The 13,576-nt window shown below is 70.7% G+C and carries 12 protein-coding genes; 5 read left to right on the top strand and 7 right to left on the bottom strand.

The window, feature by feature from the left end:
• Positions 1–13 precede the first annotated feature (13 nt).
• Complete coding sequence (locus LG334_RS19365) at positions 14–1,168, bottom strand: DUF2125 domain-containing protein (protein WP_404380605.1); 1,155 nt, start codon at positions 1,166–1,168, stop codon at positions 14–16.
• A 165-nt stretch (positions 1,169–1,333) separates the two neighbouring features.
• Here LG334_RS19365 and LG334_RS19360 point away from each other — a divergent pair, with 165 nt between their 5' ends.
• Positions 1,334–1,936, top strand: coding sequence for a gamma-glutamylcyclotransferase (locus LG334_RS19360; protein WP_404380603.1), 603 nt, complete (start codon positions 1,334–1,336; stop codon positions 1,934–1,936).
• Between the two features lie 71 nt (positions 1,937–2,007).
• Here LG334_RS19360 and LG334_RS19355 read toward each other — a convergent pair whose 3' ends face one another.
• On the bottom strand, positions 2,008–2,415 hold the full coding sequence (locus LG334_RS19355; RefSeq protein ID WP_404380601.1) for a hypothetical protein: 408 nt from the start codon (positions 2,413–2,415) through the stop codon (positions 2,008–2,010).
• Between the two features lie 279 nt (positions 2,416–2,694).
• Here LG334_RS19355 and LG334_RS19350 point away from each other — a divergent pair, with 279 nt between their 5' ends.
• Positions 2,695–3,366 carry a TetR/AcrR family transcriptional regulator gene (locus LG334_RS19350; protein ID WP_404380599.1) on the top strand — a complete coding sequence of 224 codons (672 nt, stop codon included), beginning with the start codon at positions 2,695–2,697 and terminating at the stop codon, positions 3,364–3,366.
• On the opposite strand, the gene LG334_RS19345 is transcribed toward LG334_RS19350, so the two are convergent.
• The 5 genes from LG334_RS19345 to ftsE all read right to left on the bottom strand — a co-directional run bounded on the left by LG334_RS19345 (position 3,348) and on the right by ftsE (position 9,133).
• A complete protein-coding gene (locus tag LG334_RS19345) occupies positions 3,348–5,681 on the bottom strand; it encodes an adenosylcobalamin-dependent ribonucleoside-diphosphate reductase (RefSeq protein ID WP_404380597.1) in 2,334 nt (777 codons plus the stop codon). The genes LG334_RS19350 and LG334_RS19345 overlap by 19 nt on opposite strands.
• A gap of 223 nt (positions 5,682–5,904) precedes the next feature.
• Positions 5,905–6,663 carry a lysophospholipid acyltransferase family protein gene (locus LG334_RS19340; protein ID WP_404380595.1) on the bottom strand — a complete coding sequence of 253 codons (759 nt, stop codon included), beginning with the start codon at positions 6,661–6,663 and terminating at the stop codon, positions 5,905–5,907.
• A gap of 22 nt (positions 6,664–6,685) precedes the next feature.
• The gene (locus LG334_RS19335) at positions 6,686–7,402 is read right to left on the bottom strand and encodes a YdcF family protein (RefSeq protein WP_404380593.1); all 717 of its coding nucleotides are present in this window, start codon (positions 7,400–7,402) and stop codon (positions 6,686–6,688) included.
• 16 nt (positions 7,403–7,418) lie between these two features.
• Positions 7,419–8,327 (bottom strand): cell division protein FtsX, encoded by a 909-nt coding sequence (locus tag LG334_RS19330; protein WP_404380591.1) that lies wholly within the window; start codon positions 8,325–8,327, stop codon positions 7,419–7,421.
• Positions 8,327–9,133: a cell division ATP-binding protein FtsE gene (gene ftsE, locus LG334_RS19325; RefSeq protein ID WP_404380589.1), complete on the bottom strand. Its 807-nt coding sequence runs from the start codon at positions 9,131–9,133 to the stop codon at positions 8,327–8,329. The genes LG334_RS19330 and ftsE overlap by 1 nt, the downstream gene beginning before the upstream one ends.
• Before the next feature lie 133 nt (positions 9,134–9,266).
• Between ftsE and LG334_RS19320 the strand changes: the two genes are divergently transcribed.
• From LG334_RS19320 to LG334_RS19310, 3 genes are all read left to right on the top strand, one after another.
• The gene (locus LG334_RS19320; RefSeq protein WP_404380587.1) at positions 9,267–10,268 is read left to right on the top strand and encodes a DUF3426 domain-containing protein; all 1,002 of its coding nucleotides are present in this window, start codon (positions 9,267–9,269) and stop codon (positions 10,266–10,268) included.
• A 145-nt stretch (positions 10,269–10,413) separates the two neighbouring features.
• Complete coding sequence (locus tag LG334_RS19315) at positions 10,414–12,162, top strand: type I secretion system permease/ATPase (protein WP_404380585.1); 1,749 nt, start codon at positions 10,414–10,416, stop codon at positions 12,160–12,162.
• A gap of 4 nt (positions 12,163–12,166) precedes the next feature.
• Positions 12,167–13,576, top strand: coding sequence for an HlyD family type I secretion periplasmic adaptor subunit (locus LG334_RS19310; RefSeq protein ID WP_404380583.1), 1,410 nt, complete (start codon positions 12,167–12,169; stop codon positions 13,574–13,576).

Genomic DNA, 13,576 nt, shown 5'->3' with positions numbered 1-13,576 from the left:
ACAGGAAAACGTCCTATTCCTCCCGCACGACGCGACCGTCCTCGTCGATCTCGAAGCCGGGCTTGATCTCGCCGGGGCCGGGCGGCGCCTGGAAGCCCCAGCGCAGCGGCGGCAGTTCCGCCAGCGCCACAGGGCCCAGGTAGAACATGCGGTTTTGGATGGTGATGGGCAGTTCCAGCGCGGCCGGTCCGCCGTCGGGCGGCTGCCTGGCCATCACGCCCAGCACCACCTTGGCGACGCTGGCGTCGCGCGGGCGGATGACGCCCTGGTCCTCCAGCTGTTCCAGCGCTTCGAAGAACCCGCGGATCTGCGCCGTCAGGGCGGCCTGGGGCTGCAGCCAGTCGTCCAGCGCAATCGTGCCGACGGCGCCGATGCGCATGGGCCCGGCGGCGAGCGTCAGGCGGTCGACCTCCATGGTGCCGCCGTTGTCCTGCCAGGCGCGCAGCCGGGCCTTGAGGTTGGGGCCGGACGGCAGGTCCTGGGTCACCACGGCCTTGAGCGTCACCTCCTGCAGCATCCGGCCGGTGGGCAGGGCGGCGTCGGGCGGCAGGCGCAGGTCGCGCAGGTCGATGGACAGCGCGCCGAAGATGCCGGTATCGCGCGCCTCGGTGCGCTCGAACAGGCTGGCGCGGCCGCCGGGGTTGTGCTCGAAGGCCGCGGTCAGAGAGTCCAGTTCCACCACCGCAGCGTCCAGGGCCAGCCCCTCGGTCCGCACCTCCTTCAGGTCGATGCGGCCGTAGGACAGGCCGCCGCCGTCCGCCAGGTCCACCTGGGCGACGGCGTGCGCGGCGGTGGTGCGGGTGGTGAAGACGCGGCCGTCGGCGACAAAGTTGACGAAGTGCTCGCCCGTGCCGTTCACCGTCAGCAGGCTCGGGTTCCACGGCCGGGCGGAAATGGTCACGGCGGGCGCGGCCCAGCCGCCGCCGCCCTCGTCCTCGGGAAAGCGCACCTGCGGGTCGCGCAGGGTGACCGTCACCGCACCGGGAAAGCCAGACGTTTCCAGCGCCGACCACATGACCCCGTAGCCGGCCTCGCGCCGCTCCTCCGCCCAGTCGCGCACGGCGTCGCGGGCGGTGTCGGCGGCCAGCAGCCAGGCCGCGCCGTAGCCGCCGGCAAGGACGGTGAGCAGCGCAAGGCCGGCGAAGAGGGGGGCGAAGCGGGATGTCATGACGGTCGGTCTTGCCAGAGTGGGGCCGGATGGCGACGATGGGCCTCCCGCACCATGATCCGAAAGGCGTGGTTTGGGGAAGCCATATTCGCAATCGCGCGGCGATCGGTGCTGTGCCGTTCGTCACCCGCGCGACCAGCCCGTGACGCAAAGGACGCGACGCCCATGACAACCCTTGTCCCGCCGCCGGATCCCGGTTTCCATCCCGGAGGCGCGCCCGAGGGGGATTTCTGGGTGTTCGCCTACGGTTCGCTCATGTGGCGGCCGGACTTTCCGTACAAGGAAATGATCCCCGGCGTCGTGCGCGGGTACCATCGCGCCGCCTGCATCCTGTCCATCCGCTACCGCGGCACGCCCGAGGTTCCGGGCCTGGTGCTGGGCCTGGACCGGGGCGGCGCCTGCCGGGGGCGCGCCTATCTGGTGGACGGGGCGGACCGGGCGGAAGTGGTGTCCTATCTGGACAACCGCGAACTGGTGACGGGCGTCTACAAGCGCCGCAACCTGACCTGCACGCTGGACGACGGCCGCCGCGTGGCCGCCTACAGCTTCGTCGCGGACCCCGCGCACCGTCAGTACGCCGGCCGCTACACGACGGCAGAGAAGGTGGCGGTCATCCGCCAGGGCGTGGGCAGGAAGGGGCGGTCGCGCGACTACATCGCCGAAACCCTGGCGCAGCTCGAGGACCTGGGAATCCACGACGGCCAGCTTGCCGCCCTTCTGCGCGTGGTCGACCACGCGGAGGCGGTGAGCGGCGTTCTCGGCGACTGACGACGACGCGCACGCACGAAAGGGGCGGCTTCTTGCGGAGCCGCCCCTTCCTTGTCAGGCCGTGCCGGATATTATTCCTTGTAGGCTTCTTCCGGGCCCGGCACGATCTTGATGTAGTCGCCGTTGTCCGACTTCATGAAGCCCGGCTCCCACGTGTCACTGCGGATGATGGAAATGGTTTCACCCTTGGCTTCCTCGGTCGGGGCCAGCAGCACGTAGTCGCCCTGGTCGGACTTGACGTAACCCGGCTTCCACGAATCGCTGCGGATGATCTGCATGGGATAGCCTTCGGCTTCCTCCTGCGTCTCCGGGACGATCATGGTATAGTCGCCGTTGTCACTCTTGGTGTAGCCCGGCTTCCAGGTGTCGCTGCGCATGATGTCGGTCTCGTAGCCCTCGGCCGCGATCGACGGCGTGGCAGCGAAGCCCGCAACGGCAGTCATGGCGGCGGCGAGCATGAGATTGCGATGCATACCCATCGGTGATCTCCTCCTTTTTCTTCACGACACGGAAGCGGCGCCCGGTTCCAAGGATGCGGCGCCGCCGCCGCAAGCTCTCTATGCCCACCCAACGACTGCCCCCGGGGAGAGGTTCAGAAGGTTTTCGCGACGATTAGGAGAAAAGTTTGCCGGGCGCGCGCCAGTGCCGGGCACACGGCGCCGGCGAGACTGGTCCTGGTGCTGGCAAACGGAAACTGAACGGTTTAGTATGGGGTAGGCGTTGATGCGCCAGTGACCGTCCACCGCGCCAGAGGTTCCATGCCCGATTCCTCCTGTTCCGAGACCGCCGCGTCCGCGCCGGCGAAGGCCGAGACCCGCAGCGAGCGCAAGCGCCGCTGCATTCTCGAGGCCGCTCGCGCCCTGTTCGCCGACCACGGCTATGCCGCCACCAGCATCGACATGGTGGTCGAGCGTGCCGGCGTCTCCAAGCCCACCGTCTACGGCCACTTCAAGAGCAAGGACGATCTTTTCGCCGCCGCCGTGCAGGCCCAGGCGGACGCCTTTACCGGCCACACCTGCGAGGTCATGTCCTTGCCGGCGGAAAAGGGCATTCGAGCGGTCGGCCAGATGTACCTGGACATGGTGACCGGGCCGGAGGCGCTGGCCATGCACCGGGCCATCGCCGCCGAGGGCCACAATTTCCCGGAGCTGGCGCAGACCTTCTATGAAAGCGGCCCGGCGCGCGTGGCGGGCATCATGGAGGAATACCTGCGGGCCCTGGACGCGCGCGGGGCGCTCGCGGTGCCCGATCCCGGCCTGGCGGCGGAGATGTTCCTGGGCATGCTGCGGGTGGCCTTCTATCGCGCCGTCTTCGGACTGCCGAACACGGCGCGCTGCCGCAATGTGGTGGTGGACGAGGCGGTGCGCGTCATGCTCAGCGCCTATGCCGCGTCCACGCCGGCAGGCGGCGGTCAGGAGCACCGCGAGTAGCCGCAGGCGGTGCAGGTGTCGCACCCTTCCTGCCGCACCAGCGCCGGCTGGCCGCACTTGGGACACGTGCGCAGGCGCGCCGCCCCGCCGGATCCGTCTGCCCCGCCCGGGCCGACGCCATTGCCGTTGGCGAGCCCCAGGCGCGGCAGGTCGTCCTCCTTGAGGAAGCCGATGCGGATCATGTGCTGCTCGATCACGCCGCCGATGGCGGCAAGGATGGACGGCACGTAGCGCCCGTTCATCCACTGCCCGCCGCGCGGGTCGAACACGGCCTTCAGTTCCTCCACCACGAAACCGATGTCGCCGCCGCGCCGGAACACGGCCGAGATCATGCGCGTCAGCGCCACCGTCCAGGCGTAGTGCTCCATGTTCTTGGAGTTGATGAACACCTCGAAAGGCCGGCGGCGTCCGTGCTCCACCACGTCGTTGATCGTGATGTACGTGGCGTGGTCGCTCTCCGGCCAGCGCAGCTTGTAGGTATAGCCGGGCAGGGTTTCCGGCCGGTCCGGCGGCGCGGTGGTGGTCTCGGGCACGCGCGGGCCGGGGTGGGGCGGTGTGGGCGCGCCGGGTTCGGGCGGCAGGGTGTCGGTGGGCAGGCCGGCGGCGGCGTTGCCTTCCTCGCGCGCCAGTTCCAGCACCGCACCGGTCACTGCGTTGGGGCGGTAGGTGGTGCATCCCTTGCAGCCCAGGTCGTAGGCCTGGCGGTAGACGTCCTGGAAGGCATCGAAGTCGATGTCCTCGGGCACGTTGATGGTCTTGGAGATGCCGCTGTCGATGTACTTCTGCACGGCCGCCTGCATGACGAGGTGGTCGCGCGGGCTCAGTTCCATGGCCGACACGAAGGTCGGCGGCAGGGGAGCCTCGGGGCCGAAGCGCTCGCGGAACAGGGCGTAGGCGAAGTCGGCCACCGTCTCCTCGCGGCGGCTGCCGTCGGGCATGAGCACCCGGCGGGTGTAGGTGTAGGAAAACACCGGCTCCAGCCCCGACGACACGTTGTCGGCATAGAGCGAGATGGTGCCCGTCGGCGCGATGGAGGTCACCAGCCCGTTGCGCATGCCCTTGGCGGCGATGGCCTCGCGCACGTCGGCGTCCAGCGCCTGGATGGTGGGCGACGCCATGTAGGCGTCCCGGTCGTAAAGCGGAAACGGCCCCTTTTCCGCTGCCAAGTCCGCGGAGGTCAGATAGGCCGTCCGCCGGAGCCGCGCGAGCCACGCCTCCGTCAGCCGGACGGCATCGGCACTTCCGTAGCGGGCGCCGCACATGACCAGGGCGTCGGCCAGCCCCGTCACCCCCAGCCCGACGCGCCGTTTGGCCTGCGCCTCCTGCTGCTGGGCGTCGAGCGGGTAGCCCGAGACGTCGACGACGTTGTCGAGCATGCGCACCGCCACCGCGACGCGCGCCTCCAGAAGGTCCAGGTCCAGCGCCGCCCCGTCCTCGAACGGCCGGTCCACCATCTTCGCCAGGTTCACCGAGCCCAGCAGGCAGGTGCCGTAGGGCGGCAGCGGCTGTTCGCCGCACGGATTCGTGCTGCTGATCTCCTCACAGTACCGCAACGGGTTGCGTTCGTTGATGCGGTCGATGAAGACGACGCCGGGCTCGGCCACGTCGTAGGTGGCGCGCATGATGCGGTCCCACAGGGCGCGGGCGCGAATGGTGCGGTAGGTGACGCCGCCGAACACCAGCGGCCAGTCGGCATCCTCGCGCACCGCATCCATGAAGGCGTCGGTCACCAGGACCGAGACGTTGAACATGCGCAAGCGCCCCGGATCACGCTTGGCGTCGATGAACTCCTCGATGTCGGGATGGTCGCAGCGCAGGACGCCCATCATGGCGCCGCGCCGGCTGCCGGCGGACATGATGGTGCGGCACATGGCGTCCCACACGTCCATGAAGCTGATCGGCCCGGAGGCGTCGGACTGCACGCCCTGCACCGGCGCCCCGCGCGGGCGCAGGGTGGAAAAGTCGTATCCGATGCCGCCACCCTGCTGCATGGTCAGGGCGGCCTCCTTCAGGTGCTCGAAGATCGAGGCCATGTCGTCCTCGATCCGCCCCATGACGAAGCAGTTGAACAGCGTCACCCGCCGGCGCGTGCCGGCGCCGGCCAGGATGCGCCCGCCGGGCAGGACCACGAAATCGCGCAGGGCTTCCAGGAACCGCGGCTCCCAGGCCGCCGGGTCGGCTTCCGGCGCGGCCAGGGCGCGGGCGACGCGCGCCCAGGTGTCTTCCACCGTGCGGTCGATGGCGGTGCCGTCGGCCTGCTTCAGCCGGTACTTCATGTCCCAGATCTGCTGGGCGATGCCGGTGGGCTCGTGCATGCGCGGCCGACTCCGAGGAATCTCAATGCTTTCCCGAAGACAACGATGGGCGCGCGCAACCCGTGCGTCAAGCGCCGCGGCCGCACGTCATCCACAGGTTCCGCCATGCAGCGACTCCCGACAAAGCCAGGGAATCAGCGGTTTTCCACAGTCATCCACACCCTGTGGATCAAAAACTGTCCACCAGGTTATCCACAGGCTTGGGCGCGGGCGAGGGGGCTGCCTATTCCGCCGGAAAGCCCGAGGCATCGGCGCCGGTGGCGGTGAAGCCGGCCTCGCGGTTGAGGCGGGCGCAGGCGTCTTCGATGCGCTCGTGCAGGGTTTTCATGAAGACGCGCTTGTCCTGCCCCGGCGGGATGGGCTCCAGGAACTCCACCACGATGGTCCCGGGATACTTCATGAAAGACTGCCGCGCCCAGAACAGGCCCGAGTTCAGGGCGACCGGCACCACAGGCAGGTCGAGCCGCCCGTAGAGCGCGGTGATGCCCGGCTTGTAGGGGCGAGAATCGCCCGGTGGCGTGCGCGTGCCCTCGGGGAAAATGACCAGCTGGCGCTGTTCGTCGGCGGCCTGGTTGGCGGCCCTGACCATGAACTTCAGGGCCTTCGCGCCGGTGGAGCGGTCGATGCCGATCTGCTGGGTGCGGGCCATGTACCAGCCGACGAAGGGGATGCGCAGCAGTTCCTTCTTCAGGATGTAGACCGGATCGGCCAGGACGCCGTGAAAGAAGAAGGTGTCCCACGCCGACTGGTGCTTGGCGGCGACGATGCAGCGCCCGTCCGCCGGCAGGTTCTCCAGCCCCCGGATCTCGTAGCGCAGGCCGACCATCCAGCGGGCGAGTGTGAGGATGCCCCGCGTCCACAGCCGCGCCGCGCTTTTCATGACGCCCTTGGGCAGCGGCAGCAGGGGGATGAACATAAGGCAGCAGATGACCGTCCACGACAGCCAGGCGACATTGAACAGAAGCGAGCGCAGGAAGGTCACGGCGGCGGGAATCCCAGAATGCTCAGGAAGAGACGGGCGGAAGGGCGGCGGCGGGGCCGGCGCCGGTCAGAAAGTGGCGCAGGCTCGCCAGGAGATACTTCGTGTATTCGGTGGCGATCAACAGGGTCGTGCCCGGCCAGCGCCACCAGTCGTTCTGGCGCACGCGCTCGGGAAAGACCGGGTGCGGCACGATGGCCACCTGCGGCATGGCCCGCTCGAACTCCAGCAGGCTGCGGCGCATGTGGTAGCCCGCCGTGACCAGCCGCAGCGAACGCAGGCCCCGGTCGCGCACGAAAACGGCCGTTTCCACCGCGTTGCCGATGGTGTCGCCCGCCACCGTGCCCAGGCGGATGCGACGGCGCAGCGACTCGGGCAGGTCGTCGGGCAGGTCGGGCGTGCCCTTGAGCACCGCCGACAGGTCCAGCGAGGGATGCACGCCCGAGATGAACAGCATGTCGGCGCGGTCGGCCAGCAGCAGGGACAGGCCGGTCTGCAGCCGCTCCGACCCGCCCGTCAGCACGACGATCGCATCGGTGCGCGTGTCGCGATCGGCGACCTCGTCGGGGATGTCGGCGGCGTACCAAACCAATCCCGCCGCCCAGGCCAGCGCCAGCACGAGCGCAATGCCGGCGCCGCTCCACAGCCAGCGCAGCATGCGGCGCCACAGCGGACGCGCGCCGCGACCGCCGTGGTCGGAGGTGGAGCGGGGGCGGGAGCGGGATCGGAACTCGTCGGCCATGGCGGCGGCCCTTCGCCTAGACCATGCGGCGCAGGGCCCGGCGCACGGTCATGCGCGCGGTCACCAGCGCCAGCAGCGCGGCACCGGCCGGCACCAGGGCAAGCGCCATCCAGTCCCAGAACGACAGCGAGAACGGCGGCAACAATCCCTGCTCCATGTCGGCCGCCAGCCAGCTCACCAGCATGAGCGTCGGCATGGCGACCAGCAGGCCGATCAGGCCGCCCTCCAGCGTCCAGCCCACCATGCGGGCGGCGAACTGCTGGGCGATGTAGCGGTCGTGCGCGCCGATCAGGTGCAGCACCTCGATCTGCTCCCGGTGCACCTCCAGCCCCAGGCGGGTGGCGTGGACGACGGTGGCTGCGGTGGCGGCGGCGACCAGTCCCACCACCAGCACGCCCAGCAGCGACAGCCCCTCTGCCAGGTCGATGATGCCGGCCAGCCAGACCTGGTGGTCGTCCAGCGAGGCGCCGGGCACCGCCTCGCGCAGGGCCTCTCCCAGGGCCTGCAGGTCGGGCCGGGCGTCGGCGGCGACGCGCACGTCGATCAGGCGCGGCAGCGGCAGGTCGCGCACCAGGTCCGACGCCCCGAGCCACGGCTCCAGCAGGGCGACCAGGCGCGGCTCCTCCAGCGGCTCGGCACTGGCGACGAACGGGCGGTCGCGCAAGACGGCCAGCGCCTGGTCGACCCGCCGGTCCGTCTCGACCCGCGCGCTGGCGGGGTCGACGCCGGTCGCCGGCACGATCTGCACGGTCACCGTGCCGGCCACGTCGCGGCGCCACTCGTCCAGCACGCCGCCGACGGCCAGCGCCCCGGCCAGCGACAGCACGGCCAGGAACACCATCATGGCGACCAGCCACGGCAGATAGCGGCCGGTCGAATCGGCGCTGATGGGCAGGTTGGCGCGCGGTGCGAAAAACGGGATCATCAGCCGTCGCTCCGTGCCGCCAGCGAGGCCGGGGGAACGGGGCCGACGCCGGCCATGGCGCCGGGCGCGGCCGGGCCGCCGCCCTCGGCCGCGCCTTCCTCCACGTCGGCCAGTGGCGGCAGCACGTCCAGCCGGCCGCCGCCGGCCAGGTTCAGGCGCGGGAAGCGGAAGCGGCGCACCAGGGTTTCGTTGTGGGTGGCGATGACGACGGTGGTGCCCAGGCGGTTCAACTCGGCGAACAGGTGCAGCAGGCGCAACGCGATGCGGTCGTCCACGTTGCCCGTGGGCTCGTCGGCGACCAGCACGTCGGGCCGGTTGATGACGGCCCGCGCGATGGCGACGCGCTGCTTCTGCCCGCCCGAAAGCGTCGGCGGCTTGGCGTTGATGTGGTCGGCCAGGCCCACCCAGGTCAGCAGCTCCGGCACGTGCTTCTGGATGTCGGACTCGGACACGCCGGCCACCCGCAGGGGCAGGGCCACGTTGTCGAGCGCGCTCAGGTGGTCGAGCAGGCGGAAATCCTGGAACACCACGCCCAGGCGGCGGCGGATGGGCGGCAGGTCGTCGCGCTTCATGGCGGTGACGTCGCGGCCGAAAATGCCGATCAGCCCGCGCGAGGGCCGCCGTGCCAGGTAGAGCAGCGACAAAAGCGACGTCTTGCCGGTGCCCGAGGCGCCGGTCAGGAAATGGAACGAGCCCGGGCCCAGGGCGAAGGTCACGTCCTGCAGCACTTCGGGGCCGTTGCCGTAACGCAGGCCGACGTTCTCGAAGCGCACGACGGCGTCCTGGGTATTCGGGGAAGTCCGCACGGTTTCCTCACCTTCACCGGGCCGCAGGTTTACATGGCCGCCGCCGATCCGTCCAGCCGGACCGGTGAAGCTTGTGTTGATAAAGCGCAAGTCCTATAAGTATCAGAGCTTTTTTGCGAGACAAGCAGAACGAATGATCGTCAGCTGCCCGAACTGCGAGACCCGCTTCACGCTTCCCGACGGTGCCATCGGTGCATCCGGTCGCAAGATGAAGTGTGCCAAGTGCGGGCACAAGTGGCACCAGATGCCGGAGGACAACGAGGCCGAGGCCGGGGCCGCTCCCATGGAAGACATGGCGGCGGGCGATGTTCCCGCCGGCGCGGCGCCCGAGCCCGCCACCGCAGGCGGCGCCGACGTGCCGCTGGAGATGGACCCCGGCGGCCCGGCTCCGCGCCAGGCGGCGGAGCCGGACGGCGGCGACATCCCCATGGAGTCGGGCCCCGGCGGACGGCGGCCGGAGGCGGATGACGACACCACCGACCTCAGCGCCATCGCGGCCATGCTCGACAACAACGACCTGGGCGGCGACGACGACCTTGACGACGAGGCGGAGCGCCAGGACCTGGGGCGCCTGCTCGACGCCGACGAGCCCGATCCCATCCCCTCCATGTTCGGCTCGCCCGACGACGAGGACGAAAAGCCCAAGCGCCGCTGGCCCATGGTGCTGGTGCTGCTGCTGGTCGTGGTCGGCGGCCTGGCCGCCGGCGCGTGGTACGGGCGCCAGCAGGTGGTTGCCTGGGTGCCGCAGACTGCGCCGCTCTATGCCGCGCTGGGCGCGCCGGTGCAGACGCTCGGCATGGGCCTGCGCTTCCAGAACGTCGCCGGCGAGCGCGTGGTGGAAGACGGCGTCGACACGCTGATCGTGCGCGGCTTCATCGCCAACGTGGCCGGCGACGAGCGGACGGTGCCGCACCTGCGTCTGACCCTCTACGACGCCGAGGACAAGCCGGTGCAGTCCATGGTTTCGCGCCCGCCGCAGGAAACGGTGGCGCCCGAATCGACAACCGGCTTCCGCCTGACGCTGGAAAACCCGCCCGCCACCGCCCGCCGCTTCGAAGTGGACTGGACCGATGCGCCCGAGAGCGGCACGGTCCCCAAGGCAGAGGAGCCGGCCTCGGCCAACGCCCAGGGCTGACACCGGCCACCCGTCCTCTGCCGCCCGCCCGCGTCCTCAGTGGATAGATGTGGGTATCGTGGCACCACCCCTGCGCCCGTGACGGTGGGCTCTCCATCCTACCAAGATGCTCCCGAACGGTCTGGCCGCCGTCAGGGGGAGTATCATGACGTCCACGTTGTTCGACCGTGTCAGCGCCGATGTGCGCCGGCAGATGCCGGCGCTGTTCCTGTTCAGCTTCCTGGCAAATCTGTTGCTGCTGGCCAGTTCCATCTACATGCTTCAGGTGTTCGACCGGGTGCTGTCCAGCGGATCGCTGGACACGCTGGTGTGGCTGACCGTCGTCACCCTGGGCGCCATCGCGGTCTACGGCCTGCTGGAGCAGGCGCGCCGGCGGCTGCTCGCGCGCATCGGCGCCTGGCTGGATACCGAACTCAGCGCCCCCGTGATCCGCCGCGCCATCGAGCGGCGGCTGACGCGCGGTCCGGCTTCCGCCGCCGCCGCACCCGACGCCGGCCTGTCGGACGTGGCGGACGTGCGCGGCTTCGTCGGCGGCGAGTCGGTGCTGGCCTTCCTGGACGCGCCGTGGACGCCGGTGTTCATCGCCATCATCTGGCTCATCCATCCGGTGCTGGGCGGCATCGCGCTGGGCGGGGCGGCCGCTCTGTTCCTCTGCGCCGTGCTCAACGACCGATTGACGCGCGGCCCGCAGCAGAGCGCCGGCGCCCGCGTGCGCCAGGCGGCGGCCGCGGCGGGACGGTACGTCGACAGCGCGGAGACCGTGGCGGCGCTGGGCATGACGCGGCCGCTGCTGGACCGCTGGCGCCGCGCCCATCAGGACGCCCACGCCCAAAGCCTCGCCGTTACCGACACCACGGCGGGCCTGTTCAACATCTCGCGGTCCGTGCGTCTGGCCCTTCAGGTAGCGATCCTGGGCACCGGCGCATGGCTGGTCCTCCAGGGGGCCATCACCGCCGGCGCCATGATCGCCTCCTCCATCATCCTCAGCCGCGCCCTGTCGCCGGTGGAGCGCTCCATTTCCGCCTGGCGCGGCTATGTCTCCTACCGCGGCGCGCGCCGCAACCTTGCGGCGCTGTTCGAGGGGGCGGGCCCGGAAGGCTGCACCGCCGTCTCGCTGCCGCGGCCCGAGGGGCGGCTGACGGCCGAAGCCGTCCGTTTCACCCCGCCCGGATCGGTCGAGCCCATCCTGCGCAAGATCGACTTCGAATTGAAGGCCGGCCAGACCTGCGGTGTCGTCGGGCCCTCGGGCTCGGGCAAGTCGACGCTGTGCCGGCTGATCGTCGGGGCCTGGCGCCCCACCCACGGGCACATCCGCCTGGACGGCGCCGATGTCGGCCGGTGGGAGTCCGACGACCGGGGGCGGTATCTCGGGTATCTGCCGCAACAGGTGGAGCTTTTCCCCGGCACGGTGGCGGAGAACATCGCCCGCATGCGCGACGTCGACGACGGCGAAATCATCGCCGCCGCAAAGCTGGCCGACGTCCACGACATGATCCTGCGCCTGCCCGACGGCTATGCCACCGACGTAGGCGTCCACGGCGCCCGGCTTTCGGGCGGGCAGCGCCAGCGCATCGGGCTGGCGCGCGCCCTGTTCGGCGACCCGGCCCTGATCGTGCTCGACGAGCCCAACAGCAACCTCGACGCGGACGGTGACCGCGCCCTGCTGCGCACGCTGGAGCACCTGAAGGAAAACGGCCGCACCGTCGTGCTGGTGGCCCACCACCCGGCCATGCTGCGCTCGGCCGACGTGGTGCTGGTGCTGCGCGAGGGGCTGGTGGCCGCTTTCGGGCCGCGCGACGAGGTGCTTAAGGCGGCGCTCGGTCATCGCGCCGCGACACGCCCGGCGCCGGCGGTGGCCGCTGCCGCTCCGGTTCACCCCAAGGCGGCGGAGTAGGGCCATGATCGCCCGCTTGAAGACCTTCATGGGCCGCACCCCCGCCGCCGACGCCGACGCCGACGCCGACGCCGAGGCCCGGGCGGCGGGCGACCGGCCGGCGGCCTCGCTGTCGCGCCTGACGCGGGGATCGCGGCTTCTGGGCTACGGCGTCGCCATCGCCTTTTTCGGCGGGCTCGGCACCTGGGCGGCGGTGGCGCCGCTGGCGGGGGCGGCGGTGGCACCCGGTGTCGTCAGCCCCGACGGCCACCGCAAGACGGTTCAGCACCTGGAAGGGGGCATCCTGCGCGCCATCCATGTCCGAGAGGGCCAGGCCGTCCAAGCCGGCGAGCCGCTGGTGACCCTGGAGGACACCCGCGCCCTGGCCGAGTACCGCGAACTGCGCGAGCGCATCCTCCACCTGACGGCAACCGAGGCGCGGCTGACGGCCGAGCAGTCCGACGCCGGAGCCATCGCCTGGCCGGAGGCGCTGGCGGCGCCGCCGGCGGAAGATGACACCGCCACGGCCACGGCCGCCATGGCCGGCGAGGCGGCGCTGTTTGACAGCCGCCGGGCCGCGCGGCAGGGACGCGAGCGCATCCTGTCCCGCCGGGTCGCGCAACTGGACGAGGAGATCACAGGCCTGCGCCAGGTAATCGCGGCGCAGGAGGAGCAGGTCGCCCTGATCGCGGAAGAAATCGCCAACGTCGAACAGCTCTACCGCAGCGGCCTGGAACGCCTGCCGCGGCTTCTCGGGCTCAAGAGGCAGCAGGCGGACATACGGGCGGAGATGGCGGCGAACCGCGCCTCCATCGCCCGGAACGCGCAGAAGATCGGCGAGACGGAGATGGAGCGCCTGACGCTGCGTCAGCAGGACCACGAACGGGTGAGCGAAGAGTTGACGCGCGTGCGTGCGGAACTCGCGCGGCTGCGCAGCCAGGCGCCGTCGCGGGCCGACGTCCTTGCGCGCCGGCTGGTCCGTGCGCCGATCGACGGCCGGGTGATGAACGTCCGCGTCACCACCGAGTCGGGGGGCGTCCTGGGCGCGGGCGAGCCCATCCTGGACATCGTGCCCGAGGCGGCGCGTCTGGTGGTGGAGGCGCGCGTCAAGCCGGTGGACATCGACACGGTGCGCCCCGGCATGGCGGCGCGGGTGGTGCTGACGGCCTACCGCCAGCGCTCCATGCCGCAGATTGTCGGCACGCTGCGGTCGATTTCCGCCGACCGGCTGACGGACGAGGCCACGGGCGAACCCTATTTCCTGGCGCGGGTCGAGGTCGACCCCGCGGCGCTGAAGGCCGCCGGCGGCGAGACCGTCCGCCTGATGGCGGGGATGCCGGCCGACGTGATGATCCTGACGGGCACCCGCACCATGCTGGACTACCTGATCCAGCCGCTGGCCGAAAGCGTCCGCCGCAGCTTCCGCGAAAGCTGA

Source organism: Caenispirillum salinarum (assembly GCF_044803115.1).
GTDB classification, from domain to species: domain Bacteria; phylum Pseudomonadota; class Alphaproteobacteria; order Rhodospirillales; family Rhodospirillaceae; genus Caenispirillum; species Caenispirillum salinarum_A.
The sequence above is the reverse complement of the archived record's forward strand: the minus strand, read 5'-3'. Positions and strand labels throughout refer to the sequence as shown.

Coding starts and splice junctions, on each gene's coding strand:
- LG334_RS19365 (WP_404380605.1), bottom strand. CDS start 1,168: ATGACATCCCGCTTCGCCCCCCTCTTCGCCGGCCTTGCGCTGCTCACC.
- LG334_RS19360 (WP_404380603.1), top strand. CDS start 1,334: ATGACAACCCTTGTCCCGCCGCCGGATCCCGGTTTCCATCCCGGAGGC.
- LG334_RS19355 (WP_404380601.1), bottom strand. CDS start 2,415: ATGGGTATGCATCGCAATCTCATGCTCGCCGCCGCCATGACTGCCGTT.
- LG334_RS19350 (WP_404380599.1), top strand. CDS start 2,695: ATGCCCGATTCCTCCTGTTCCGAGACCGCCGCGTCCGCGCCGGCGAAG.
- LG334_RS19345 (WP_404380597.1), bottom strand. CDS start 5,681: ATGCACGAGCCCACCGGCATCGCCCAGCAGATCTGGGACATGAAGTAC.
- LG334_RS19335 (WP_404380593.1), bottom strand. CDS start 7,402: ATGGCCGACGAGTTCCGATCCCGCTCCCGCCCCCGCTCCACCTCCGAC.
- LG334_RS19330 (WP_404380591.1), bottom strand. CDS start 8,327: ATGATCCCGTTTTTCGCACCGCGCGCCAACCTGCCCATCAGCGCCGAT.
- LG334_RS19320 (WP_404380587.1), top strand. CDS start 9,267: ATGATCGTCAGCTGCCCGAACTGCGAGACCCGCTTCACGCTTCCCGAC.
- LG334_RS19315 (WP_404380585.1), top strand. CDS start 10,414: ATGACGTCCACGTTGTTCGACCGTGTCAGCGCCGATGTGCGCCGGCAG.
- LG334_RS19310 (WP_404380583.1), top strand. CDS start 12,167: ATGATCGCCCGCTTGAAGACCTTCATGGGCCGCACCCCCGCCGCCGAC.